Source organism: Nonomuraea sp. NPDC050022 (genome assembly GCF_044460705.1).
In the GTDB taxonomy this organism is placed as follows: Bacteria; Actinomycetota; Actinomycetes; order Streptosporangiales; family Streptosporangiaceae; genus Nonomuraea.
Window position 1 is genome coordinate 315,585 of the sequence record NZ_JBITKE010000005.1, and the last position, 25,435, is coordinate 341,019.

Consider the following 25,435-nt stretch of genomic DNA (forward strand, 5'->3'; position numbering starts at 1 on the left):
CGACCGTCTCGGGCACCGTGACGGTCCGTGGTGGCCGACGTCCCTTGAGGTGGGACACCCCCTCCGGGGGCGAAGAAGAAGACGGCACGTCGTGGCCGAGGCCCTCATGGAGGGCTCCACTCCGGGGAGCGGCAGAAGTTCCCGTGGAGGGACGGTCCCGTCGCAGGCGCGGAAGCAAGCGGCCCGCCATGACAAAGTCCTCACGAAGAGACACCCCCATAGTGGGAGCGGAATGTCTGGTGAAGGTTCGGGGACATCGCACTAGCGACACACTTGTACCAAAGGCTAGACTCCTTTCCTACCAAGTCAATCGGAATAGTTGGGATGGCAGACCGTGGAGTGGACCCCAGGGGCGTACGAGCTGGCCGACCTGGAGCTGCTGCTCTCCGGCGCGTTCCAGCCGCTGAGCGGGTTCCTTGGGCACGACGACCTGCACACGGTGCATGAGCGCGGCACCCTCGCCGATGGCACCCCGTGGCCGGCTCCCGTCACGCTCCATCTTCCGGAAGCGGCCATCCCCGGCACCGAGGTCACGCTGCTCGACCCTGAGGGCGTGCCGCTGGCCGTGCTCACCGTCGCCGAGCGCGAGCCCGACGGCCTGGCCTCCGGTCCGGTGAAGGGTCTGGGCGCCCCGGAGCACGGGCCGTTCGCCCGGCTTCGCCGTACTCCGGCGCAGATACGCGAAGAGCTCGACGGGCGGGCGGCGCTCGCCGTCACCATGCGGGGGCCGCTCGACGACCTCACCGAGATCGTCGCCACCGCCAAGGAGCTCGACGCGGTGATCGTGCTGCTCCCCCTCTCGTACGGCGAGACGGGCCCGGCTGTCGTACGCGCCGCGCTGCGCGCCAAGGAGCAACTGCCCGAGGGCACCCTGGTGGTCTCGGTGCCGCTGGCGCCGCGCGCGGAGCCCGAGATCGACCTGGAGCTGCGCGAGCACGTCGCCACCGCCTACGGCGCGACCGAGCACCTGGCGGGCCCCGAGCCGGTGCGCATCCCCGGACCGCCGCACCGGCGCGGGCTCGTGGTCTTCTTCACCGGTCTGTCCGGCTCCGGCAAGTCCACGATCGCCCGCGGCCTGCGCGACTCGCTGCTCGAACTGGGCAGCCGCCCGGTCACCTACCTCGACGGCGACGTGGTACGCCACCTGCTGTCCAAGGGCCTGACGTTCTCCAAGGACGACCGCGATCTCAACATCCGGCGCATCGGCTTCGTCGCCGCCGAGGCCGCGCGCCACGGCGGGCTGGCGATCTGCGCCCCCATCGCCCCCTACGCCGCCACCCGCGAGGAGGTGCGCGAGATGGTCGAGTCGGTCGGGGCCGACTTCCTGCTCGTGCACGTGGCGACCCCACTGGAGGAGTGTGAGCGCCGCGACCGCAAGGGCCTGTACGCCAAGGCCCGCGCCGGGCTCATCCCCGAGTTCACCGGTATCTCCGACCCCTATGAGGAGCCGGACGACGCCGATCTGATCATCGACACGACGCACATCTCTATCGAGGCGGCCGTCACCCAGGTGCTGGGGGCGCTGCGGAGCGGAGGCTGGGTTCGTTGATCGACTTCCCCCTGATCGCCGGGTCCTTTCTGGTCGCGATCGTCGTCGGGCTCACCGGCATGGGCGGCGGCGCGCTCATGACGCCGATGATGATGCTGTTCTTCAACGTCCCGCCGCTGGCCGCGGTCTCCAGCGACCTGGTCGCCTCCGCCGTGATGAAACCCGTCGGCAGCGCCGTACACCTGCGCAGGGGCACGGTCAACCTGCGCCTGGTCGGCTGGCTCTGCGTGGGGTCGGTGCCGGCGGCGTTCTGCGGGGTGTTCATCGCGCGCGCGTTCGCGGTCGGCGACGGTGTGAAGTACGCGCTCGGCGTGGCGCTGCTACTCGCCGTCGCGGGTCTGGTCGCCAAGACGTGGCTGGCCGGGAAGGGTGGCACGTCGAGCGCCCGCGACATTGTCGTGCGCCCAATCCCGACCGTACTGGTCGGTACGGTAGGCGGACTCGTCGTCGGCATCTCCTCGGTCGGCTCGGGCTCCCTGATCATCGTGGCCCTGCTGGCTCTCTATCCGGCGCTCAAGGCCAACCAGCTCGTCGGCACCGACCTGGTGCAGGCGGTGCCGCTCGTCGCCTCGGCCGCGCTCGGCCACCTGCTCTTCGGCGACTTCCAGCTCACTCTGACGGTCTCGCTGCTCATCGGCTCGATCCCGGGCGTCTACCTCGGCGCCCGGATCTCCTCCAGGGCGCCGGGCGGCCTCATCAGGGCGCTGCTCGGGATCGTTCTGCTCGCCTCCGCGCTCAAGCTGCTCGACGTGAACAACACGGTGACGGTGTGGGCGCTGGCGGGCGCCGCGGTCGCGACCGTCGCGGGCTGGCGCTGGCGCGTCAGGGCCGCGGCACGGGCGTCGAGTGAAAGTAGGGATCTCGCGCGAGCTCGCTGAACGCCCGCCCGGCGGCGGGATCGGAGTCGAAGCTCGTGTCGCCGCGCGGCGCGTGCGGCGAGTCGAAGTAGATCAGCGCCTTGATCTGCGGATAGCGCTGAATCTGCGTACGCACCGACTCGAAGAACGAGCGCTTGGCCGCACGGTCGTCGGCTCGCTCGAACACGCCCCATTCCGCGACCATGACCGGCTTGCCGGGAAAGCGCCACTGCATCCACCGGTAGAACCCCGGCCACTGGTCGAAGTCGGGCCGGGTCTTGTTGACCAGGCCGTCGAAGTCACGGACCCGGCTGTCGGCGTAGGGGTCGAGGGCCACCCAGTCGACCACGTCGTCACCCGGATAGAGCTGCTCGAACCAGGGCTTGGCCGCCCAGTTGGGCGCGCCCATGTAGGTCATGACCGTGACCGCGTTCTTGACGCCCTCGTCGCGCAGCCTGAGCACGACATGGCGATACATGGCCGCGTAGTCGGTGGCCTGCATGCCCGAGCCGGGCGCGGCGTCGACGTCGTTCTCCGGCTCGTGGTGGAGGGTGAGGAAGAACCGCTCGGGAAAGGTGCGCCGGATGTAGTCGGCCAGCCGGTCGATCCTGCGGTCGATGGCACCACGGGCGATCTGCGCCCAGGTGTAGTCGAGCGACGGCTTCCAGTTGATCAGCAGCAGCCTGGGCCGGACCGGGTCGCGGGCCAGCGCGACCTCCTCGCTGGTCGGAAACTCCTCCTTGCCCCGGTGATAGACGTGCAGCACGTCGGCGGTGCCACCGATGCGGGATTCGGCGCCGTGGAGCGACCTTTCGATGCCCGCGCCGGTGAAGACCTCCGGGGCGATCCCCCACCAAGCACCGCAAGATGGAATAAGCCGGGCAGTGACGGCGCAGGCCGGCGAGGTCTCCGCGTTCGGCCTGGCGCTCGGCTGGGCGACCTGCGCCGGACTCCCCGCACCCTGCACAGCTGAGCAGCCCGCGAGCACGGCGACGACCAACAGCGCCACACCTTTGACGCTGATATTTACCGCTTTATGAGAAATTCCCCACCGGTTCAAGGCCGTTCAACCCCCTCAACCAAGGACCCCCGTCCTATCAAACCTGAACCATGCCATGCCATTCCCAGAACTTCAGCCGGAGCGGGTGTATCGCCAGGTCAGCAACCATCCGACCGGTCCTCAATTTCGCATTATTTCGGGCTATCGTGGGGCGAATTGCTGGCCGTACCAGAGAAAATCTTCTGGATTCAGCCTGGGTAATATCTGTCCGGCCTATAGTGGGCGGACGCCGCGACTTGTGACGCACAGTCGCCGATCGGCGACACCGCGCACACACTCGAAGGAGATCCGCTCCAATGAGCCTGTCGCCGGACTTCCCGGGCCGCCGCCACGCCAGCGACCTGGCGGACCATCTGTCGCTGGTGCGCAGGCGCTGGCTGCTGTTCCTGGGGTTCCTGCTGGCCGGCGGCACGGCGGGGCTGGCGCTGCTGCGGTTCACCCCGGCCGCCTACACCGCGACCACCCAGGTCCTGGTCGCGCCCGTGGGCGTCCAGGACCAGAACAACCAGGTGACCAACCGGCAGCGCGAGCCGCTCAATCTCGACACCGAGGCGCAGATCGCCCAGTCGTCCGTGGTGGCCGACAAGGCCGCCAAAGAGCTCAAGACGGGCACGCCCGAGCCCGTCGAGGTCTCAGTGCCGCCCAACTCGGCCGTGCTGTGGATCTCCGTCACCGCCGCCGACCCCGCCGTCGCGGCGGCCCAGTCGCGGGCGTACGCGCAGGCGTACCTGGCCAACCGCACCGAGAACGCGCAGGCGACGATGACCGCGCAGCAGAAGGCGATGCTGGTCAAGCTCAAGCAGGTCAACACCGCGCTCGACACCGTGATCAAGGAGCTCGCCCTGACGAGCAAGGGCAGCATCGAGCACACGATCGCCGCGCACCGACAGAGCGTGCTCAACCGGCAGGCCTACAGCCTCACGCTCAAGTACGACGCGCTGCGGACCGTCGCCATCACTCCCGGGTCGGTCATCAGCCAGGCCACGCCGCCGACCGTGCCGAGCTCGCCCAGCCTGCCGCTCTACCTCGGCACCGGGCTCATGATCGGCCTGCTCCTCGGCACGGCCACCGCCTACGCCCGCGACCGGCTCGACACCCGGTTGCGCACCGCCGCCGACGTCGAGCGGCTGACCGGGCTGCCCGTCCTCGGCGACCTGTCGGACCCGCTGCGCCAAGGCCTGCCGCACGACCTGGCCTCGTCCGTGATCGCCGCCTGTCCGGGCAAGCGGCTGCTGGTCAGGGCGATCCCGGCGGAGCTCGGCGCGACGCCGGTGGTCGGGCCGCTGGCCGTAACCGCCCCGCTGTCGTTGCTGACCGGCTCCGACGTGGGCGACCTGGCCCGGGCCGACGCGGCCTTGCTGCTGGTGGGGCTGCGCCGGGCCACCTCGGCACAGGTGGCCGCCGCCGTACGCCATCTGGGCAGGCACAACGTACCGATCATCGGTGTGGTGACGACGAGGGACCTGACCCCGAGGCCCGAGCCGGTCGAGGGCAACCCGCTCGGCAAGCTGGTCGCCAGCGGCGAGCTGGAGTCCGGCGAGGCGGCGCCCATGACCTCGCTCCCCCGCCCGCCGGGCACCTCGGCATGAGAGGTCCGGCGTGGCCGATCGGCGCGCTTCTCATCGGCTATCCCGTGTGGTGGGCGCTCGGCTTCGGCGGCCTGTCGGTGATCGTCCTGGCGGTGCCCATGGCCGTCGTGCTCTGGCGGCGCCGGCCGATCCGGGTGCCGCGCGGGTTCGGGCTGTGGCTGCTGCTCCTGGCCGGTTACACGGTGAGCGCGCTGATGCTGGCCGACATGCCGCCCGACACGTACGGGGCGTTCAACGCCGGGCGGGTCATCGGCTACCTCATACGGTTCGCGCTCTACGCGGCGCTGTTGATCATGGTTCTCTATCTGGGCAACCTGACCGAGCGGGAGCTGCCGCAGCTCAGGCTCGTACGGATGCTCGGGGTGCTGTTCGTCACGACCGTGGCGGGCGGGCTGCTCGGCGTGTTCTTCCCCCGGCTGGAGTTCACCTCGCCGTTGGAGATGGTGCTGCCGGGGTGGATCAGCGACAACGCCTTCGTCCAGAACCTCATTCACCCGACGGCCGCCCAGACCCAGAAGGTGCTCGGCTACGCCTCGCCGCGCCCCGAGGCGCCGTTCGAGTGGGCCAACGCGTGGGGCAGCAACGTGTCGGTGCTGCTCATCTGGTTCGTGGTCGGCTGGTGGGTCTACGGCGGGGGCGGCCGCAAGGCGGTGGCCTTCGCGTTGACCGCCGTGGCCGCCATCCCGATCGTCTACTCGCTCAACCGCGGCCTCTGGATCGGCCTCGGGCTGGCCGGGCTCTACCTGATCGTCCGGGTCGGCGGACGCACCAGGCTGGCCCTGTGCGCCACGGCGGTGGCGGCGACGCTGGCGTTCGCGCTCAGCCCGCTCGCCTCGCTGGTCGGCCAGCGCCTGGACAACCCGCACTCCAACGACATCAGGGCCTTCACCGTGTCGGCGACCATCTCGGCGGCCACGCACTCGCCGATCATCGGCTACGGCAACACCCGCAACGCCATGGGCAACCACCGCACGATCACCACCGGCAAGACCGAGTGGTGCGGCGGCTGCGGCCATCCGCCGCTGGGCAGCGACGGGCAGCTCTGGCTGCTGATCATCACCCAGGGTTTCGTGGGGGCGGCGCTGTATGTGGCGTTCTTCCTGGGCGCGATCCGGCGCCACTGGCCCGACCGCAGCCCGATCGGGCTCGCGGGGGTGCTCGTCATGATCCTCGTGCTGCTCTACATGTTCGTGTACGACGGCCTGGTCACGCCGCTCAGCCTCTACCTCATCTCCTTCGCCCTCCTGTGGCGTAACACCGGGGAGACCGCGTGAACGACGCGAAGGTGCGGCTGCGCTACCTCGACCAGACCGTGCGGGCGCTCTACCCCGGCCCCGGGTCGCCGCGCGCCTACAGCGTGCTGCCGCACCGGCTGCTGCCGCGCCGCCTGGCCCCCCGGCGCCGATGGCACGGGCTGCTGGGCCGGCCGGTCATGGTGCCGGTCGAGGGCTCGATCGAGACGTACCTGAGCGACATTCTCGGCGTCCCCGTCGAGACCGTCCTCCACGTACGCCCGGCTCGCCGGGCCAACCGCAAGCCCATCCTGGAGGCGTACGGCGAGGGCTCCCGCCTGGCCTTCGTGAAGATCGGTGACACCCCGCGCGCCCGCGAACTGGTCGACGGCGAGGCCGCCACGCTCAAGAAGCTGAGCGGTCTGGCGCTCAAGACGGTCGTCGCGCCGACCGTGCTGCGCCACGAGCGCTGGGGCGAGTACTCGGTCCTGGTCCTCTCGCCGCTGCCGATCAGGCGCGGCCGGGTCCCCGCCGCCCTGCTCACCGAGGCCGTCAAGGAGATCGCGGGCACCGGTGGCTCCGAGGGAGCGGCCTGGCACGGCGACCTGTCGCCCTGGAACGTCGCCCCTTCCGGTGACGGGCGGCTGCTCGTCTGGGACTGGGAGCGCTACGCGGTCGGCGTGCCCTACGGGTTCGACGCCGTGCACCACTTCTTCCAGCGCGCGCTGCGGCGGATGGACCCGGCCACGGCCGCGCGGGCCTGCCTGGCGCAGGCCGTACCCGTGCTCGCCCCGCTCGGGCTGTCGGCGGCGCAGGCCAGGCGGACGGCCCTGCACTACCTCATCACGCTGGCCGACCGGCACGCCGCCGACGGCCACGAACCCCTCGGGCCACCGGACACATGGCTCAACCCCCTCGTCGATCACCAGGAGCCGCTGACGTGAACACGATGAAGCAGTCGGTCCTGTCCGTCTCCCGGACCACCGGGAGGTTCACGTCGAGCGTACGGATGCTGCCGTCGTTCCTGATCGCCGGAGCGCAGCGGTGCGGCACCACGTCGCTCTACCGGGCTCTGGCGCGGCACCCGCTGCTGCTCAAACCGGTGCTGCACAAGGGTGTTCACTACTTCGACGCCGACTACGGGCGGGGTCTGTCCTGGTACCAGGGTCACTTTCCGCTCCGGGTGGCCGCCGCGCGGCTCGCTCGCCGCCACGGTACGCATCCGCAGGCGTTCGAGTCCTCGCCTTACTACCTGTTCCATCCGCTGGCCGGGGAGCGTATCGCGGCCGACCTGCCCGGGGTCAGGCTCATCGTGCTGGTGCGCGACCCCGTCGAGCGGGCGTGCTCCGCGCACGCCCACGAGCTGGCCAGGGGCTACGAGACCGAGTCCGACTTCGAACGGGCTCTGGAGCTGGAGGAGCGGCGACTGGCGGGCGCCGAGCAGAGCATCCGCGAACGGCCCCACATCGTCCACCACGCGCACCGCCACCACGCCTACCTGGCGCGCGGGCGCTACGCGGAGCAACTCGACCGGCTGGAGCCGCTGTTCGGCCGCGAACACGTCCTGGTGCTCGACAGCCACCGCTTCTTCGCCGAACCGGAACGCGCCTACGACCGCGTCCTGGACTTCCTCGGCCTGCCCCACCTGGGCTACCCGGTCTTCGAACGCCACAACGGGCGGCCGCTGCCCCGGCCGCTGCCCGATTCGGTCAGGCAGCGGCTCAAGGACCATTTCGAGGCGTACGACACGCGGCTGGCCCGCTGGCTGGGCGGTGAGCCGTCGTGGCGTCGCTGACCACGGGGCCGCTCGGTCAGGTGGCCAGGGGCGGCATCGCGGGCATCGCCGGGGCCGTCATCAGCGCGGGGGCCCAGTTCCTGCTGGTCGTGGTGGTCACCAGGGCGTTCAGCGCGCACCAGGCGGGCACCTTCTTCACCGCCACCGCTCTGGCCCTCATGGTGGCCGGTGTGGCCAAGCTCGACGCGGGCAACGGCCTCATCTATTTCATCGCCCGCGCCAAGACCTACGGCTACCACGGCATTTCCGGATATATCCGGGCGGCCCTGGTACCGGCGGTCCTGCTCGCCACCGCTTGCGGAGCGCTCCTCTACCCGCGACTCGGCCTGCTGGCGGCGGCCCTGCCCGTGATGGTCGCCGCCGACCTCCTGCTCGCCGCCACCCGCGGCTTCGGCGCCATGCGGCCCACCGTGCTGCTCGACGGGATGGCGTTGCCGACGCTCCAGTTCCTGCTCGTCGCCGCGGCGGCCGTCGCCGCCAGGCCGCAGTGGCTGCCGTTCCTCTGGGCGCTGCCGTACGTGCCGGTGGCGCTGCTCGCCGCGATCCAGCTGCGCGAACGGCTGCCGCGTACGCCGTACCTGCCGGGTACCGCCCGCGACCTGTGGCTTTACACGGCGCCGCGTTCGGCGGCGGGTGCCATCCAGGCGGTGTTCCAGCGGCTCGACATCGTGGTCGTCGCGCTGCTCGGCGGCCCGGTCCAGGCGGCCGTCTACACCGCCGCCACCCGGTTCAAGGTCGTCGGCCAGCTCGCCAACCAGGGGCTGGCGCAGGCCGTGCAGCCGCGCCTGGTCAGGGCGCTGGCCGACGGCGAGATGGGGCGGGCGCGGGAGCTGTACCAGGCGGCGACGATCTGGCTGGTGCTGCTCACCTGGCCGATCTGGCTCGGGTACGCCGCGCTGGCGCCGTGGCTGCTGCGCCTGTTCGGGCCGGGTTACGGCGCCGCCGTGCCGGTGGCGCTGGTGCTGGCCGGCACGATGATGCTGGCGACCGCGTGCGGCATGGTCGACGTCGTACTGACCGCCGCCGGACACACCACGGCCAGCCTGCTCAACCTGGTGGCGGCCATCGCCTGCACGGTCGCGCTGGACGTGGCGCTCATCCCGGCCCACGGCGCGTTCGGCGCGGTGCTCGGCTGGGCGGGCGGGATGATCGCCAAGAACCTGCTCCCGCTCTGGCAACTGCACCACCGCTACGGCCTGCACCCCTTCGGCCGCCACAGCCTCCCCGCACTCCGCTTCCGCTCCTGGACCACAGCGTGACCGGCCGCACCCCGCGCTCCGCGAGCGCGCCCTTCTCGCACTCCAGGACCACGGCATGAGCGGCCCCGTCCCGCGCCTGGCGAGCGCGCCCTTCCCGCGCTCCAGGACTGCGACATGAGCGGCCTCGTCCCGCGCCTCGCCAGCGCGCCCTTCCCGCAGTCCTCGCTTGTGGCATGAGCGGTCCCATCCTGGTGACGGGCCTGCCCAGGAGTGGCACGAGCTGGACGGGCAAAATGCTGGCGGCCGGGGGCGACCTCGTCTACGTCAACGAGCCGCTCAACCCCCAGCACCCGCCCGGCCGCTGTCCCGGCGTCCTGCGGGCCCAGGTCACCCACCGCTTCCAGTACATCTGCGACGACAACACCGCCGACTGGCTGCCCGCCTTCCGCGACACGGTCGCGCTTCGGTACCGCTACCTGGCCGAACTGCGTACCAACCGCTCGCCGTACGATCTGGCCCGCATGACCCGCTACGGCACGGCCTTCACCCTCGGCCGCCTGCTGGGACGACGGGCCCTGCTCGATGACCCGTTCGCGGTGCTCTCAGCGGGCTGGTTCGCCAAGCGGCTGGGCTGCAAGGTGATCGCGCTCACCCGGGACCCGGTGGCGTTCGTGGCCAGCTGGCAGCGCCTGGGCTGGACCGTCTACTTCCACGAGCTCCTCGAACAACCCCTGCTCGTCCGCGACCACCCCGAGCTCCTCGACCTCCGCGCCCTGATCGGCTCCCAGGACCGCATCGCCAAGGCGGCGGCGCTGTGGCGGGTCACTCAGGCGATCCTCGCCCGCACCCCCGGCATCCTGCTGACCTCCTACGACGAACTGGCCTCCGCACCGGTCCCGGGCTTCCGGCAGCTGTACGAGTACGCGGGCCTCGCCTGGTCGCCCACGGCCGAGCGCCGCATCACCCGAGCATGCACGGCCCCCGTCGGCGCGGGGAGCGCTTTCGCCTGGTCGGGCCTGTCCCGCACGGCCTTCCGGCCCATGAACTCACGCCGCGCGCTCGAAACGGCCACCCTCGGCCTGACACGAGCGGAAGCGACCCGCGTACGGGAGCTCACCTCCGCCGGATGAGCCACCGGCCAGCTCGTCGCGCCGGAACCGTGGCGCGTCGCCGCCCAGCACCACCTCGGCCCATCGGAGGCCGGTCGGCGTCGGCTCCGCTGGCCAGCCACCGCTCCTGCCACCGGCCCTGTCACCGGGCGGGTCCGGGCAGTTCGGGTGGTTTCGGGTCGTGTCTGAGCATGTCTGGGCGCGCGTGTCTGGGCATGTCCGGGCGCGCGTGTCTGGGCAGTTCTGGTCGGGCGTGGGCGTCTCTGGGGATGTCTGGGCTGGTCCAAGATGGCCCGGTCGAGTCCGGGCGGGTCCGGGCGGGTCTGCGCGGATCCAAGATGGCCTGGTCGGGTTCGAACGGGTCTGCGCGGGTCTGAACCCGACCTAAGACCGCCCTGAAACGGTCTGTGCGGGTCCGGACAGGTCCCTGAGGAGGCGAGACCATCGCCTAGCCGACCTATTCGCCTGCGCTCCCCGACGAGTCGCGTGCGCCTTCCGACGAGTCGTGGGCACTTCCCGACGAGTCGTGGGCACTTCCCGACGAGGCCCGTGCTCTCAGGCAATCACCCAGCAACCGGGCCGCGAACGGCAGGTCGTCGACCAGGTAGCGCCTGGCGAGTCGACCGGGCTCGCTCACCAGCCGAAACGCCCACTCCAACCCCGCACCTCGCATCCACTCGGGCGCCCTGGGCACCGTGCCGGCGGCGAACGCGATCGCCGACCCGCACCCCACGAACCACGCCCCCGGCAGATCCTGGCTCAGCCGCGCGATCAGCCGGTCCTGCCGCGGAAACCCGAGCCCGACGAACACCATCTTCGGCTCCGCCCCCACGACCTTCCGCCGCACCCGCTCACGCTCACCAGCACCGCTCTCGAACCGGTAGGGCGGCGCGTCCACGCCGCAGACCTGAAGCGTGGGATAGCAGGCGGTGAGCTCATGAGCGGCGGACGCGGCCACGCCCGGCGGGCCGCCCAGGAGATAGACGGGCCACCCACGGCGAGCGGCCAGCTTGCTCAACGACCAGATCAGGTCGGCCCCAGTGACCCGCTCGGGTATCGGCGTGCCGAGCAGCCGCGACGCCCACACCAGCGGCATCCCATCGGCCACGACGAGGTCAGCGGAGTTGACGAGGTGACGGAGTTTGACGTCCTTCGCGACGGCGCGGCAGATGTCGACGTTCGGCGTCACGATCCGCCCACCCCTCCCCGCGCCCAGCTCACCATCGACGTGCTCGACGACCTGGCGCTCGGTCAGCGGATCGACGGCAACACCCCCGACCAGCACCCGCACCGGCCTCGCCTGCTCGCCAACCATCCCCGGCCCCTCTCCCCACACCCCGTGAACCCCACCCGTGTCAAACCCCGGTATCCGGACCCCGTGTGACGGAGTCGACATCGGGGCTCCCTGCAACAAGCCCCACACCAGCACGCCTTGCACCGAGCCCCGCCCCAGCACCCCTTACATCGAGCCCCGCGCTGGCATACCTTGCACCGAGCCCCGCGCTGGCACGCCTTGCGCCGCGCCCTGTGTCGGGAGTCCATGCGTCGCGCCCTGTGCCGGGACTTCATGCGTCGCGCCCTGTGCCGGGACTTCATGCGTCGCGCCCCGCGCAGGGGCTCTCTGTAACGACGCTCGCCGTTATGACGCCCGCCGAGACCGCGCCCTCCGAGATGGCGCGCACTGTAACGGCGCCCGCGATGACCACGCCCGTGGCGCCCGCCGAGACCATGCCCGCCGTAGCGACGCCCGAGATAACGACGCCCGCCGTAAGACACGCATTGTAACGACGTCCGCTGTGAACACACCTGTGGTGACCACACCTGCGGTGACCACTTCCGCCGTGACGGCGCTCAAATGCCGTGCCCCCGATCGTGGAGCAGGGCGAGCACCGCCGGCGCGGAGATCAGCCCTGCGGCGACGGCGAGGGCGATCGGGGCGCGTGGTTCGGCGATGCGCTCGGCGAACGTGCGCAGGGCCCAGCGACCGGCCTCACGACGCCGCCCCAGTGCGGCGTGGTGGAAGGCGAGCTGGCCGTAGACCCGCGCCGCGCCGCGCGGATCCACGGCCAGTTCGGGGTGCCGGGCGAGCATCCACTCCAGCCCGGCGATGCGGTCGGCCCAGCAGGCGACATAGTGGGAATTGCCCCAACGGATACGTACAAGTGGGCGATCGACATTCGCGATCGGATGCCGCTTGGCCGCGCGCAGGGCCAGGTCCCAGTCCTCGTTCTGGCCGGCCGGGGCGCTCTCGTCCACCCAGAGGGCCCCGCGCTTGAACAAGAACGTCGACGAGTGCACCATCACCATGCGCGAACGCACCAGGTCGGCCGCCGTGACCGTGTCGCTGCCCGCGAGCCTCGGCACCCGACGTAGGCCGTACTCGACCTCGATGCCGCAACTGACGAACTCCGCGCCATCCTCGATCGCCTGCTGCTGCGCGGCGAGTTTGCCCGGCAGCCACACGTCATCGTCGTCGCAGAAGGCGATCAGATCGGTGTCGCACGCGGAGATGCCGGTGTTGCGCGCACCCGGCAGCCCGGCGCTGAGGGCGTTGGGCAGGACGAGCACGCGGTGGCGGGCGTTCGTGGCGACGCCCGGCGTCACCACATCGGCCACCTGCCCGGCGACTGCGATGGGATCGCCACCGTCGACGACGATGACCAACGAGATCCGGCCGGGGTAGTCCTGGGTCAGGACGGCTCGGGCGGCCGCCCGCAGTTGTTCGGGCCGGTCACCCCGAGTGGGAATCACCACGCCGACGGACGCACTCATGCGATCCCCACTTCGAGAGGTACGGCCCACGCCACGGCGTCGGCAACCCATTCACGCGGCCCGACCACACGACGCTCGACCGCAAAAGACCCGCCTACCTGAGGCCGGGCCGCGCGGGACCCCGCCCCCTGAGACCCGACCACCGAAAGCCCGACCACCGAAAGCCCGTCCGCACGAGACCCGACCACCCAAGGTCCGTCCACACAAGACCCGACCGCGCGAGACCCGACCACCCAAGGTCCGTCTGCACCAGGCCCGACCGCGCGAGACCCGCTCATGCCGCCGCCTCCCCATACCCGTACCGCGACCTGAGCGGCCAGGTGAGTGCCGCGACCAGGTGCCGATGGTGGCGCGGGAGGCCGGAGTGCCACGCGTCGTCCCGTCGCAGTTCGACCGGGCCGACGGTGAAGCGCATGGGGTTGCCCGAGGCGGTGTGGGCGGTGGTCAGGTGGGCGGTCGTGCCGGTCAGGAACGGCAGCGCCGTGCCCAGGCCCAGGATGTCGGCCAATGTCGCCAGAGCGGCCGCTGGGTCGGCCAGGAGGTCCTCGTAGCGAAGCCTCGTCACCGGGACCCCGCGGGCGGCGAGGAGGTCCAGGGCGAGGTTCTGGGCCGTCCAGTGGGCTGCTGTGCGGGCGGGGCCCCAGCGGGTCATCGGGCGGCCGTCCTCGGGGCGTTCGACGGTCTTGCGCCAGGAGTGGGCGACGGCCCGCGGGTCTCTGACCACGTGGACCACATGCACGTCCACCCCGGCCGCCGCCAGGCAGAAGGCCAGGGAGGCGTGTTTGCCGGAGTCGATCACGACCGTCGCGCCGGCGGTCTTGGCCGCGGCGTTGTAGAGGCGCTGGTAGGTGCTGGCGTACTCCGCCAGCTCCGGGTGGCCGATGCGGGGGATCCTGCGGGTACGGTCGACGCGGTGCCGCAGGGTGAGGACGCGTTCGGCCAGAGCCCGCGTCCATCCGCCGAACGCGGTCTCGCCGACCTCGCGCCAGAACGGGCAGGCCGGGAAGGGCTCGCCACAGCCGCATGGCTCGCCGGCCAGTACGCCTCGGGCCCAGAGGTGTACGACCTCGCCGAGGGGTGCCACGCCGGGGATCTCGCCGAGCAGTCTCTCGAGCAGCGTGGTGCCGCTACGGCCGAGGCCGCCCAGGTAGACCACCCGGTAGGCGGTCGAACGGTGCGTCACGGGGGAATGGCCTTCACGTCACGGATACGGAACGTGGAGAGGCTAGCGCGGAGAGTAATCATCGCATCCGCGAAACGACAAAGGATCTACCTAAGCCCCCGAGCCACCTGCGCCAATCCGTCACAGCCCGGCGGACACCCGCGTCAGCCCCTCAGCCACGGGCGCGCAAATGCGGGCGCCCGGCCCACCGGACGCCCGTACCGAACCTCTTAGCCGCAGGCGCGCCGACGCGGACGTCCAGCCCGCTGGAACGCCTGCGCCAACTCCTCATCCACGGGCACGCAGACGCGGGCGCCCGGCCACAGGACGCCCGCGCGCACACCCAGCCCGCTGGACGCCCGTCATGAATCAGTCGGCTACCGCAGGTCCATGATCATGCCGGCCCCGACGGTCGCGTTCGTGGACTCGTCCACCAGGATGAACCCACCGGTCAACCGGTTACGCGAGTAGTCGTCCACGAACAACGGCTGGGTGATCCGCAACGACACCCGCCCGATCTCGTTGAGCGACAGCGAGGTGGCCGTCTCGTCGCGGTGCAGCGTGTTGACGTCGAGCCGATAGTGCAGGTCACGGACGAGCGCCCGAGCGGTCCGCGTCGTGTGCTTGATCACGAGCTTGGAGCGCGGCGCCAGCTTGGCGCTGTCGGCCATCCAGCAGATCATGGCGTCGATCTCCTGCGCGACCTGCGGCTGGTTGTTGGGCCGGGCGATCATGTCGCCGCGCGAGATGTCGATATCGTCCTCGAAGCGGAGCGTCACCGACATGGGCGGGAACGCCTCTTCCACCGGCCCGTCGAAGGTGTCGATCGAGGCGATCCGGGTGGCCAGGCCCGAGGGGAGGTGGACGACCTCGTCACCGGGCTTGAGCACGCCGCCCGCCACCTGCCCCGCGTAGCCGCGGTAGTCGTGGAAGGCGTGGTCGGTGGCCCGCTGCGGGCGGATCACGTATTGGACGGGGAAGCGCACGTCGACCAGGTTGCGGTCGGAGGCGATGTGGACGTTCTCCAGGTGGTGCAGCAGGGACGAGCCGTGATACCAGGGCATGTTCTCGGACCGCGAGACCACGTTGTCGCCGTTGAGCGCCGAGATGGGGATGAAGGTCAGGTCGGCCACGTTGAGCTTCGAGGCGAAGGCCGTGAACTCCTCGCGGATCTCCTCGAAGCGCTCCTCCGAGTAGTCGACCAGGTCCATCTTGTTGACGGCCAGGACCAGGTGGGGCACCCGCAGGAGCGTGGTCAGGAAGGCGTGCCGCCTCGACTGCTCAAGGACGCCCTTGCGCGCGTCGATGAGGATGATCGCCAGGTCGGCGGTGGAGGCGCCGGTGACCATGTTGCGGGTGTACTGGATGTGGCCGGGTGTGTCGGCGATGATGAACTTGCGGCGCGGCGTCGCGAAGTAGCGGTAGGCCACGTCGATCGTGATGCCCTGCTCCCGCTCGGCCCGCAGGCCGTCGGTGAGCAGCGACAGGTCGGTGTATTCGGTGCCGCGGTCGCGCGAGGTGCGCTCGACCGCCTCCAGCTGGTCCTCGAAGATCGCCTTGGAGTCGAAGAGCAGGCGGCCGATCAGGGTGGACTTGCCGTCGTCGACACTTCCCGCGGTCGCGAAACGCAGAATGTCCATGGGTTTAGAAGTAGCCTTCCCGCTTGCGATCCTCCATGGCGGCCTCCGAGGCGCGGTCGTCGGCCCTGGTGGCCCCGCGCTCGGTGATCCGGGTGACCGCGATCTCCTCGATGATCTCCTCGACCGTGGCGGCCGTGGACTGCACGGCCCCGGTGCAGGTCATGTCGCCCACTGTGCGATAGCGCACCACCGCCTCGAACAGCGGCTCGTCATCGCCCCGCTTGACGACCTCGGAGTCGGGCAGCAGCATGCCGTCACGCTCGAAGACCTTGCGGGTGTGGGAGAAGTAGATGGACGGGATCTCGATGCCCTCGCGCCGGATGTAGTCCCAGATGTCGAGCTCGGTCCAGTTGGACAGCGGGAAGACCCGGATGTGCTCGCCCTTGCGGATCCGCGCGTTGTAGAGGTTCCACAGCTCGGGGCGCTGGTTCTTGGGGTCCCACTGGCCGAAGTCGTCGCGGAAGGAGAAGACCCGCTCCTTGGCGCGGGCCTTCTCTTCGTCACGCCGGGCACCGCCGAAGACGGCGTCGAACTCCTGGTCCTCGATCGCGTCGAGCAGCGTGGTGGTCTGCAGGCGGTTGCGCGAGGCGCGGCGGCCCGTCTCCTCGACCACGCGCCCGGCGTCGATCGAATCCTGCACGCTGGCCACGACCAGGCGGGCGCCCAGCTCCTCGGAACGGCGGTCACGGAACTCGATGACCTCGTCGAAGTTGTGGCCGGTGTCGACGTGCATCAGCGGGAACGGGATCGGTGCCGGCCAGAACGCCTTCTCGGCGATCCGCAGCATGACGATGGAGTCCTTGCCGCCCGAGAAGAGCAGACAGGGGCGCTCGAACTCCGCCGCCACTTCACGCATGATGTGAATGGCCTCGGCTTCGAGTACGTCGAGCTGCGACGTCGTGTAGTCGCGCTGGAGCATAGGGGCTTCCTCCGGCCTTCAGCGATGCAGGTCCCGAATCCCGGCGAGCAGGGCAGACGCCAAGTCAGGTAGGGAAACAAGGATATCCGGTAGTGAGGGGTCGGCTTGGTTGTAGGTCAGCGGCGAGCCGTCGATGCGGCTGGCGTGGGCCCCGGCCGCCTGCGCGACAGCGACGGGCGCGGCCGAATCCCACTCGTACTGGCCGCCGGCGTGCACGTACGCCTCGACCTCTCCGGTGAGCACGGCGGAGATCTTCGCCCCGGCCGACCCGATCGGCACGAGGTCGGCGCCGACCAGATAGGCCAGCTTCTGCACGAACTCGGGCGGCCTGGTGCGGCTGACCGCGATGCGGAAGCGGCCCTTGTCGAAGGTGGGCAGCGTGGGCGGCTCGGCGGTGTTGAGCGTGCGGCCCTGGGCGGGCAGCGCCACCGCGCCCGCGCTCAGCGCGCCCCGCTCCCAGAGCGCCACGTGGACGGCCCAGTCGGACCGGCCCTCCTCGGAGAACTCGCGGGTGCCGTCGAGCGGGTCGACGATCCACACCCGTGAGGCGCTCTGCCTGCGTGGGTCGAGGCGTTCCTCGCGGGTGGCCTCCTCGGAGAGCACGCAGTCGCTCGGCCGCAGCCGGGCCAGCGACTCCATCAGGAAGACGTGCGCGCTGCGGTCACCCTCGGCCCGCAACGCGGACGCGTCAGCGAACCCGGTGCGCCGGCGAACCTCCAGCAACCGCTCGCCAGCCTCCGTCGCCAGATCGGCAGCGAGGGCATGGTCGTCCCGAATCGTCATCAATAAGCTCCTTGCCCGCGGGCGACGGCCGACCAGGTTTTCCAAAGAATCTGTAGATCCAGCATGAGAGACCAGTTCTCCACGTAACGCAGGTCGAGGCGGACCGATTCCTCCCAGGACAAGTCGGATCTTCCGCTGACTTGCCATAGCCCGGTCAAACCAGGTCGGACCAGCAGCCTCCGGCGGACGTCGTCGCCGTAGCGGGCGACCTCTTCCGGCAGCGGCGGGCGCGGCCCGACCAGCGACATGTGCCCGAGCACGACGTTGATGAGCTGCGGCAGCTCGTCGAGCGAGTGCCGCCGCATCAGCGTGCCGAGCGGCGTCACCCGGGGATCGTTGCGGACCTTGAACAGCACACCGTCACTGTCGCTGACGAGGGTGATCTTCTGCTGCTCCGAACCGCGCCGCATCGTGCGGAACTTCACGATCATGAAGGGCCGGCCGTCCTTGCCGACCCTGATCTGCTTGAACAGCGCCGCCCCGGGACTGCTCACGCGTACGGCCAGCGCCAGCCCGCCCAGCAACGGAGCCAGGCACACCAGCAGCAGGGCGGCCACCACCCGGTCGAATCCGTTCTTGACCAGCTGCCTGACCCCCGCCAGCTCGGGGTGCTCGACGTGCAGCAGCGGCAGACCGGCGGCCGGTCGGATCATCGTGCGCGGCCCGGCCACGTCCATCAGCGCCGGGGCGACCACCAGGTCGGTGCGGGTGCGCTCCAGCCGCCAGGCCAGCCGCCGCAGCGCCTGGCCGTCCATCTCGGGGCAGGCGAGCACGGCCACGGTGTCGGCGCCGGACTGGTCGACCACGATCGACACGTCACTGAAGCCACCCGCGACGGGCACCTCCCCGACCCGCTCACCGGGCGCGTCGTCGGGCAGGCAGGCGGCCACGACCTCCATGCCGTGATAGGGCTCCCTGCGGAACAGGTGGACCAGCTCGGCGATGGCGGAGGCGTGCCCGACGGCCACCACCTTGCGCATGCACGCGCCCGCGGCCCGGCGCCGGTGGAGCGAGCGGCGCAGGGCGTACCTGCAGAAAAGAGTGAGGAGTGTCACCAGCGGCAGGGCGAGGACCACGTAGCCGCGGGCGATGTCGGTCTTGGTCACGTAGGAGCCGATGGCCGTCGCGGCGGTCAGCGCGACGCCGCACTGTACGACGCGGCGGAACTCCTCGGAGCCGATGCCGAGCATGCGCGGCTCGTAGGCCCGGTTGAAGGCGACCGTGCAGATCCACAGCACCGGCAGGGCCATGCTGACCACGAGGTACGGCGCGGCGTAAGCGGTGAAACCGCCGAACCTGGCGAAGAACGCGAACCCGGACGCCACCCCCGCGCACAGGAAGTCGCCGAGCATGGTGCGCACACGGTAGGCGCGTATCCAGGGGGGCAGGTGCGGACTGAGCCGCCCGGACCTGGCGTGGCCGGACCGGACAGCGGTCAGCAGCCCATCGCCGTCGCGCACGAATCCTCCACGTGACCGATGATCAACGGACAGTCACCAGATCGTAGCGCTGAGCGACGCGTGGGAAACCGCGAACGCCTCTATGCGATGGTCAGCGAGGAGGGCCGGAAATGTGCAGATCGGCGCGGTGGAACTCGTTCTGCGTGGTCTCGAGCCCACGCTCCATCAGCGACTCCACCACGTCGGCCGCCCGGTCGACCAGGAAGCCCAGGTCCTTGCGCTCGGCCGTGGCGAAGTCCTTGAGCACGTAGGCGGCTGGGTCCATGCGGCCGGGCGGGCGCCCGATGCCGAAGCGGACCCGCAGGTAGTCGCGGGTGCCGAGCACCTTGGTGATCGACTTGAGCCCGTTGTGGCCGTTGTCGCCGCCGCCGAACTTGGCGCGCAGCGCGCCGTAGGGGACGTCGAGCTCGTCGTGGACCACGATCAGCCGGTCGGGGCCGAGCTTGTAGAAGTCGGACAGTGCCTTGAGCGGGCCGCCCGACAGGTTCATGTACGTCAGCGGCTTGGCCAGCACCGCGCGACTGGACTCCAGGACCTCGGCCCGGCTCCGGTGCGCCTTGAACCGCCCGCCGGCCCTGGCGGCCAGCTCGTCGAGCACCATGAAGCCCGCGTTGTGCCTGTTGCCGGCGTATTCGGCGCCCGGATTGCCGAGCCCGACGATCAACCAGCGGTCCATATGCCTTCCCTTAACGTGCCTTCCTTAAGGGTGTCTCCCTCAAGCGAAACGGGGCAGCCGGCCGGCTGCCCCGTCGCCGAACAGCGGTGTGTTACTCGCCGGCTTCCTCAGTGACCGTGGCGGTCGCGGCGGCCTCAGCAGCCTCGGCCTCGGCCTCCGTGGGCTCCTCGACCGGCTTGGCGATGACCTGAAGGATGACGGTCTCACCCTCGGCGATCAGCGTGGAGCCCTCGGGCAGCTTGAGGTCGGCGGCGGTGACCACGGTGCCGATCACCAGACCCTCGACGTCGACCTCGACGCCGGTCGGGATGTGGGTGGCCTCGGCCTCGACCGAGACGGAGACGAGCTGCTGGTCAAGCAGGCCCTCGGAGTTGACGGCGCCGACCGTGGTGACCGGGATGTCGACGGTGACCTTCTCGCCCCGCTTGACCAGGAGCAGGTCGACGTGCTCGACGAAGCCCTTGATCGGGTCGCGCTGAACGCCCTTGGGCAGCGCGAGCTCGTCGACGCCGTCGCCCTTGAGGTGGATCAGCACGTTGGCGGTGCGCAGCGCGAGGAGCACCTCGTGGCCGGGCAGCGTCAGGTGCTTGGGGTCGGTGCCGTGGCCGTAGAGGACCGCGGGCACCTTGTTGTCACGACGGATCTTGCGAGCGGCGCCCTTGCCGAACGTGGTGCGCGGCTCGGCGGCGATACGTACTTCAGACACGACATCTCCTAGGGATGCTTTGCGGGATTTGCGTTCCCCCTCACCCGCCCTAGCGGAAGGCGTTACGAACGCAACCGTAAAAGTCTACCGGCTCAGGTGTCGCCCTCGAACAGGCTGGTGACCGACCCGTCGGTGAAGACCTCGGTGATCGCGCGCGCGATCAGCGGCGCGATCGACAGGACCGTGAGCTTGTCGAACCTGTTGGCCTGGGACAACGGCAGGGTGTTGGTGACGATGACCTCGGAGATCCGGGAGTTCTTCAGCCGGTCGACCGCGGGATCGGAGAACACCGCGTGGGTCGCGGCGGTGATCACGTTGGTGGCGCCCTGCTCGTAGAGGGCGTCGGCGGCCTTGCAGATGGTGCCCGCGGTGTCGATCATGTCGTCGATCAGCACGCAGGTGCGCCCCCGCACCTTGCCGACGACCTCGTTGACCTTCACCGAGTTGGCCACGTCGAGGTCGCGGCGCTTGTGGATGAAGGCCAGCGGCGTGCCGAGCGTGTCGGCCCAGCGCTCCGACAGCCGGACCCGGCCGGTGTCGGGCGAGACGATCGTGGTGTTGGCCAGGTCGAGCCGGTTCTTCAGGTAGCTCTCCAGCACCGGCATGGCGAACAGGTGGTCGACCGGGCCGTCGAAGAAGCCCTGGATCTGCGAGGTGTGCAGGTCTATCGACATGAGCCGGTCGGCGCCCGCGGTCTTGAACAGGTCGGCCATCAGCCTGGCCGTGATCGGCTCGCGGCCGCGGCTCTTCTTGTCCTGCCTGGCGTAGCCGAAGAACGGCATGACCACGGTGATGCGCTTGGCGGAGGCCCGCTTCAGCGCGTCGACCATGATGAGCTGCTCCATGATCCACTGGTTGATGGGCCCGGTGTGGCTCTGGATCACGAAGGCGTCGCAGCCGCGGACGGATTCGAGGTAGCGGGCGTAGATCTCGCCGTTGGCGAAGTCGATCAGCTTGGTGGGCGTGAGGGAGACGCCGACGTGCTCGGCGACCTCCTCGGCGAGCTCCGGGTAGGCCCGGCCGGAGAAGAGCATGAGGTTCTTCTCGCCCGGCTGCTTGATGCTGGTCATGAGATCTCCTTCGCCGGTCTCGTGACCACGGTGCGGTTGTTACTGATGACCTCGGCAAGCTCGGTCATTTGCCACTCTCCTGCTGTTCTTGCTCGGCCAACGCCTTTTCGGCCGCCGCAGCCGACTTCGTGCCCGCGCGCCTGCGCAAGACCCATTTCTCGATGTTGCGCTGTCGCGCCCTGGCCACGCCGATCGCGCCCGGAGGGACGTCGCCGTCGATGACCGAACCGGCCGCGGTGTACGCGCCGTCGCCCACGGTCACGGGGGCGACGAGCATGGAGTCGCAGCCGACGAACGCGCCGTCGCGCACCGTGCTGCGATGTTTGTTGACGCCGTCGTAGTTGACGAAGATCACGGCCGCGCCGATGTTGACGTCCTCGCCGATCGTGGCGTCGCCCGCGTACGACAGGTGCGGCACCTTCGACCGGTCGCCGACCTGGGTGTTCTTCATCTCGACGAAGGTGCCCGCCTTGGACTTGTGCCCGAGCACGGTGCCGGGGCGCAGGTAGGCGTAGGGGCCGACGTTCGCTTCCGGGCCGACCACGGCGTGGTCGCAGACCGCGTTGCGCACGACCGCGCCCGCGCCGACCTTGGTGTCGGTGAGCGTGGAGCCCGGCCCGACCTCCGCTCCGGCCTCGATGACGGTATGGCCGTGCAGTTGCGTGCCGGGGTGGACGACCGCGTCGGGCTCGATCTCGACGCCGACGTCGATCCACGTGCTGGCCGGGTCGATGATCGTGACTCCGGCGCGCATGTGGCCGTCGAGCAGCCGCTGGTTGAGCACCTTGCGGGCGATGGCCAGCTGCACCCGGTCGTTGACGCCCTCGACCTCGGTGAAGTCGGCGGCGGCGTGCGCGCCGACCCGGTGGCCGTCCTCCCGCAGGATGGCCAGCACGTCGGTGAGGTATTCCTCGCTCTGCGAGTTGTCGGTGGAGACCCGCTTGACGGCGTCGGCGAGCAACAGCCCGTCGAAGGCGTAGATGCCGGAGTTCATCTCCGTGATGGCGCGCTGCTCCGGGGTGGCGTCCTTCTCCTCCACGATCTCCAGGACGGCGCCGCCGGAGTCGCGGATGATGCGCCCGTAGCCGGTCGGGTCGGGCACCTCGGCCGTCAGCACGGTGACCGCGTTGCCGTCACCCGCGTGCCGGTGGAGCAGCTCGGCGAGGGTCTCCGTACGCAGCAGCGGCACGTCTCCATAGGTGACGAGGACGGTGCCGGCGATCGTGCCGAGCTCTTCGAGCACGGTGCGGACGGCGTGGCCGGTGCCGCGCTGCTCACGCTGGACGACGGCGCGCGCGTCGGGGCTCGTCTCCGCCAGGTGCGCGCCGACCCGTTCGGAGGCATGGCCGATGACGACGATGAGCCGTTCGGGACCGAGGTCTCGAGCGGCGGCGAGCATGTGGTCGACCAGGGTGCGGCCGCACATCTCATGCAGGACTTTGGGGGTCTGGCTCTTCATCCGGGTGCCCTCGCCTGCGGCGAGGACGATGACTGCGGCCGGGCGCGGCACACTCACGGACTGGGGCTCCCTGTGGCTGGGCGGTTCGGGGCGGCAGCTGTCGCACCGCCACCCTCCCGACACCGTGAGGATACCCAACCGACACTCGCGCGCTAGCGGCGGGGAGTGCCTCCAAGCTCCCGGAAGAGGACTCGAACCCCTACAAAGTGGACCAAAACCACTTGTCCTGCCGATTAGACGATCCGGGACCAAATCGGACACCTGAGTGTCCGACGCACTCCTACGATACCGATCCTTGGCCCACGCGCGCGCCACATAACAGACCGCCCGAAAAGCCGCAAGATACAGAAGCTACTCCTCTCATAGGACAGAAGTCGCCTTCGCCACACTCGCCGCTTAGGTCTTACTAACTTACGATGGCGTAGGTTACGGTGGCGTAGCCAGGACATTCATCCTCATACATGTCGTGAGAGGTAGCCCATGACCGTTATCGCCGAGCGCACCTCCCCAGGACCGAAGCCCGACGTCGAACCCGAGCCCCGGACCAAGGCCGAACTCGTCACCTTCGCCCTCGTGGTGGGGCTCCCCCTCATCGCGATCGTGGCCGCGGTGCCGTTCGCGTGGGGATGGGGTCTCGGCTGGAGCGACATCGTCATCGCGTTCGTCTTCTACGTGGTGAGCGGGCTCGGCGTGACCGTCGGCCTGCACCGCTTCTTCACGCACGGCTCGTTCAAGGCCAAGCGACCTCTGAAGATCGCGCTGGGCATCGCGGGCAGCCTCTCGCTGGAGATGTCCGTGCTCGACTGGGTGGCCACGCACCGCAAGCACCACAAGTTCTCCGACAAGGAGGGCGACCCCCACTCGCCGTGGCGCTTCGGGCCCGGCTTCAAGTCGCTGTCCAAGGGTCTGCTGTACGCGCACATGGGCTGGATGTTCGACGCCGACCGCACCAACCGCGAGAAGTACGCCCCCGACCTGGTCAAGGACGACGACGTCGTCAAGCTGCACAAGTGGTTCGGCCCGCTGGCCCTCACCTCGCTCCTGCTGCCCGGCATCCTCGGCGGCCTGGTCACCTGGTCCTGGCAGGGCGCGCTGACCGCGCTGTTCTGGGGCTCGCTGGTCCGCATCGGCCTGCTGCACCACGTGACCTGGTCGATCAACTCGATCTGCCACGTGTTCGGTGAGGAGGACTTCCAGGTCCGCGACAAGTCGCGCAACGTGTGGTGGCTGGCCATCCCCTCCTTCGGCGAGTCGTGGCACAACCTGCACCACTCCGACCCCACCTGCGCCAGGCACGGCGCGCTCAAGGGTCAGATCGACCTCAGCGCCGGCGTCATCAGGATCTTCGAGCGGCTCGGCTGGGTCCACGACGTGCGCTGGCCGACCCCCGAACGCCTGGCGGCGAAGCGCATTGGCTGATTCCGGCTCGTTGATGACCGGTTCGTTGATGACGGGCTCTTCTTCGAGCACCGCCATTATGGAACCCGTGACCGAACCCAGATCTCGCAGGCGGATGACCGGCAGAGAGCGAAGAGAGCAGCTGATCCAGATCAGCCGCACCCTCTTCGCCGAGAAGGGGTTCGACGGGACCTCCATCGAGGAGATAGCGGCAACGGCCCAGGTCTCGAAGCCGGTGGTCTATGAACACTTCGGCGGCAAGGAGGGCGTCTACGCGGTCGTGGTCGACCGGGAGATGCAGAAGCTGCTCAGCATGATCACCGAGGCGCTCTCCGCCTCCCACTCGCTGATCAAGCTGGAGCGGGCGGCCCTGGCGCTGCTGCACTACATCGAGGAGAGCAGCGAGGGCTTCCGCATCCTGGTGCGCGACTCGCACGCCGCCTCGGGCACCGGCACGTTCGCGAGCCTGATCAGCGAGATCGCCAGCCAGGTCGAGGACGTACTCGCCGATGAGTTCGTCTCCCGCGGCTACGACCCCAAACTGGCGCCGATGTACGCGCAGATGCTCGTCGGCATGGTGGCCCTGACCGGCCAGTGGTGGCTCGACGTGCGCAAGCCGGGCCGCGAGGAGGTCGCCGCCCACGTGGTGAACCTGGCCTGGAACGGCCTGACCGGGCTCAACCCGCAGCCGGCCATCACGGCGACCGGACGCGCCCACCCCGTCGTCGCCGCGCCGCGCGCCAGCGAGAAGGAGCTGCGCGAGCTGGAGAAGGCCCGCGACAAGGAGCTCAAGGAGGCCGAGAAGGCCCGCCAGCGCGAGTTCAAAGAGGCGGAGAAGGCCAGGGTCCGCGAGCTGAAGGAGCGCGAGCGACTGCTGAAGGAGGCCGAGAAGGCCCGCGAGCGCGAGGAGAAACTGCGCCAGCGGGAGGCCCGGCTGGTCGAGCGCGCGGCCCGGTTGGAGCAACCTGACCAGGTGGAATAAGCCGTTGCCGCTTAGTTC

At 70.0% G+C, this 25,435-nt stretch carries 22 protein-coding genes and 1 tRNA gene; 10 read left to right on the top strand and 13 right to left on the bottom strand.

Going from position 1 to position 25,435, the window contains the following annotated elements; all coding sequences use genetic code 11:
• The first annotated feature begins 334 nt into the window (after positions 1 to 334).
• Entirely contained in the window at positions 335 to 1,549 is a 1,215-nt protein-coding gene (gene cysC, locus ACIBO2_RS22960) for an adenylyl-sulfate kinase (RefSeq protein WP_358541687.1), read from the top strand.
• Positions 1,546 to 2,427, top strand: coding sequence for a sulfite exporter TauE/SafE family protein (locus tag ACIBO2_RS22965; RefSeq protein WP_358541690.1), 882 nt, complete (start codon positions 1,546 to 1,548; stop codon positions 2,425 to 2,427). Before cysC ends, ACIBO2_RS22965 begins: the two co-directional genes overlap by 4 nt.
• Here the strand turns inward: ACIBO2_RS22965 and ACIBO2_RS22970 are convergent.
• A complete protein-coding gene (locus tag ACIBO2_RS22970) occupies positions 2,372 to 3,415 on the bottom strand; it encodes a hypothetical protein (RefSeq protein WP_358541693.1) in 1,044 nt (347 codons plus the stop codon). The genes ACIBO2_RS22965 and ACIBO2_RS22970 overlap by 56 nt on opposite strands.
• A 347-nt stretch (positions 3,416 to 3,762) precedes the next feature.
• On the opposite strand from ACIBO2_RS22970, the gene ACIBO2_RS22975 reads away from it, so the two are divergent.
• The 6 genes from ACIBO2_RS22975 (at position 3,763) to ACIBO2_RS23000 (ending at position 10,411) form a co-directional block, all read left to right on the top strand.
• Complete coding sequence (locus ACIBO2_RS22975) at positions 3,763 to 5,055, top strand: YveK family protein (protein WP_397298961.1); 1,293 nt, start codon at positions 3,763 to 3,765, stop codon at positions 5,053 to 5,055.
• Positions 5,052 to 6,329 (top strand): hypothetical protein, encoded by a 1,278-nt coding sequence (locus ACIBO2_RS22980; protein ID WP_397298964.1) that lies wholly within the window; start codon positions 5,052 to 5,054, stop codon positions 6,327 to 6,329. Before ACIBO2_RS22975 ends, ACIBO2_RS22980 begins: the two co-directional genes overlap by 4 nt.
• On the top strand, positions 6,326 to 7,231 hold the full coding sequence (locus ACIBO2_RS22985; RefSeq protein WP_397298967.1) for a hypothetical protein: 906 nt from the start codon (positions 6,326 to 6,328) through the stop codon (positions 7,229 to 7,231). The genes ACIBO2_RS22980 and ACIBO2_RS22985 overlap by 4 nt, the downstream gene beginning before the upstream one ends.
• A gap of 5 nt (positions 7,232 to 7,236) precedes the next feature.
• Complete coding sequence (locus tag ACIBO2_RS22990) at positions 7,237 to 8,082, top strand: sulfotransferase domain-containing protein (RefSeq protein WP_358542264.1); 846 nt, start codon at positions 7,237 to 7,239, stop codon at positions 8,080 to 8,082.
• Positions 8,070 to 9,341 (top strand): polysaccharide biosynthesis C-terminal domain-containing protein, encoded by a 1,272-nt coding sequence (locus ACIBO2_RS22995; protein WP_358541704.1) that lies wholly within the window; start codon positions 8,070 to 8,072, stop codon positions 9,339 to 9,341. Before ACIBO2_RS22990 ends, ACIBO2_RS22995 begins: the two co-directional genes overlap by 13 nt.
• 173 nt (positions 9,342 to 9,514) lie before the next feature.
• Entirely contained in the window at positions 9,515 to 10,411 is an 897-nt protein-coding gene (locus ACIBO2_RS23000) for a sulfotransferase (RefSeq protein WP_358541706.1), read from the top strand.
• A 436-nt stretch (positions 10,412 to 10,847) separates the two neighbouring features.
• On the opposite strand, the gene ACIBO2_RS23005 is transcribed toward ACIBO2_RS23000, so the two are convergent.
• The 12 genes from ACIBO2_RS23005 to ACIBO2_RS23060 form a co-directional block, all read right to left on the bottom strand.
• Positions 10,848 to 11,705 (bottom strand): WecB/TagA/CpsF family glycosyltransferase, encoded by an 858-nt coding sequence (locus tag ACIBO2_RS23005; RefSeq protein WP_397298971.1) that lies wholly within the window; start codon positions 11,703 to 11,705, stop codon positions 10,848 to 10,850.
• Positions 11,706 to 12,241: 536 nt separating this feature from the next.
• Positions 12,242 to 13,162 carry a glycosyltransferase family 2 protein gene (locus tag ACIBO2_RS23010; RefSeq protein WP_397298974.1) on the bottom strand — a complete coding sequence of 307 codons (921 nt, stop codon included), beginning with the start codon at positions 13,160 to 13,162 and terminating at the stop codon, positions 12,242 to 12,244.
• 274 nt (positions 13,163 to 13,436) lie between these two features.
• On the bottom strand, positions 13,437 to 14,345 hold the full coding sequence (locus tag ACIBO2_RS23015; protein ID WP_397298977.1) for a sulfotransferase: 909 nt from the start codon (positions 14,343 to 14,345) through the stop codon (positions 13,437 to 13,439).
• Between the two features lie 356 nt (positions 14,346 to 14,701).
• Complete coding sequence (gene cysN, locus ACIBO2_RS23020) at positions 14,702 to 15,964, bottom strand: sulfate adenylyltransferase subunit CysN (RefSeq protein ID WP_357943927.1); 1,263 nt, start codon at positions 15,962 to 15,964, stop codon at positions 14,702 to 14,704.
• A gap of 4 nt (positions 15,965 to 15,968) precedes the next feature.
• Positions 15,969 to 16,883 carry a sulfate adenylyltransferase subunit CysD gene (cysD, locus tag ACIBO2_RS23025; RefSeq protein ID WP_357943925.1) on the bottom strand — a complete coding sequence of 305 codons (915 nt, stop codon included), beginning with the start codon at positions 16,881 to 16,883 and terminating at the stop codon, positions 15,969 to 15,971.
• A gap of 18 nt (positions 16,884 to 16,901) precedes the next feature.
• Positions 16,902 to 17,666 (bottom strand): 3'(2'),5'-bisphosphate nucleotidase CysQ, encoded by a 765-nt coding sequence (locus tag ACIBO2_RS23030; protein ID WP_358541720.1) that lies wholly within the window; start codon positions 17,664 to 17,666, stop codon positions 16,902 to 16,904.
• Positions 17,666 to 19,018, bottom strand: coding sequence for a sugar transferase (locus tag ACIBO2_RS23035; RefSeq protein WP_358542267.1), 1,353 nt, complete (start codon positions 19,016 to 19,018; stop codon positions 17,666 to 17,668). The genes ACIBO2_RS23030 and ACIBO2_RS23035 overlap by 1 nt, the downstream gene beginning before the upstream one ends.
• A gap of 199 nt (positions 19,019 to 19,217) precedes the next feature.
• The gene (pth, locus tag ACIBO2_RS23040; RefSeq protein WP_357943921.1) at positions 19,218 to 19,802 is read right to left on the bottom strand and encodes an aminoacyl-tRNA hydrolase; all 585 of its coding nucleotides are present in this window, start codon (positions 19,800 to 19,802) and stop codon (positions 19,218 to 19,220) included.
• A 91-nt stretch (positions 19,803 to 19,893) separates the two neighbouring features.
• Positions 19,894 to 20,508 carry a 50S ribosomal protein L25/general stress protein Ctc gene (locus ACIBO2_RS23045; protein ID WP_358541724.1) on the bottom strand — a complete coding sequence of 205 codons (615 nt, stop codon included), beginning with the start codon at positions 20,506 to 20,508 and terminating at the stop codon, positions 19,894 to 19,896.
• Positions 20,509 to 20,600: 92 nt separating this feature from the next.
• Positions 20,601 to 21,578: a ribose-phosphate diphosphokinase gene (locus ACIBO2_RS23050; protein WP_357943919.1), complete on the bottom strand. Its 978-nt coding sequence runs from the start codon at positions 21,576 to 21,578 to the stop codon at positions 20,601 to 20,603.
• Positions 21,579 to 21,642: 64 nt separating this feature from the next.
• Positions 21,643 to 23,094, bottom strand: a complete 1,452-nt coding sequence (glmU, locus tag ACIBO2_RS23055) for a bifunctional UDP-N-acetylglucosamine diphosphorylase/glucosamine-1-phosphate N-acetyltransferase GlmU (RefSeq protein ID WP_358541727.1) — start codon at positions 23,092 to 23,094, stop codon at positions 21,643 to 21,645.
• A 119-nt stretch (positions 23,095 to 23,213) separates the two neighbouring features.
• A tRNA-Gln gene (locus tag ACIBO2_RS23060) sits at positions 23,214 to 23,285 on the bottom strand.
• Positions 23,286 to 23,517: 232 nt separating this feature from the next.
• Between ACIBO2_RS23060 and ACIBO2_RS23065 the strand changes: the two genes are divergently transcribed.
• A complete protein-coding gene (locus tag ACIBO2_RS23065; RefSeq protein WP_358541729.1) occupies positions 23,518 to 24,456 on the top strand; it encodes an acyl-CoA desaturase in 939 nt (312 codons plus the stop codon).
• 67 nt (positions 24,457 to 24,523) lie between these two features.
• Positions 24,524 to 25,417: a TetR/AcrR family transcriptional regulator gene (locus ACIBO2_RS23070; protein WP_397298984.1), complete on the top strand. Its 894-nt coding sequence runs from the start codon at positions 24,524 to 24,526 to the stop codon at positions 25,415 to 25,417.
• Positions 25,418 to 25,435: the final 18 nt, after the last annotated feature.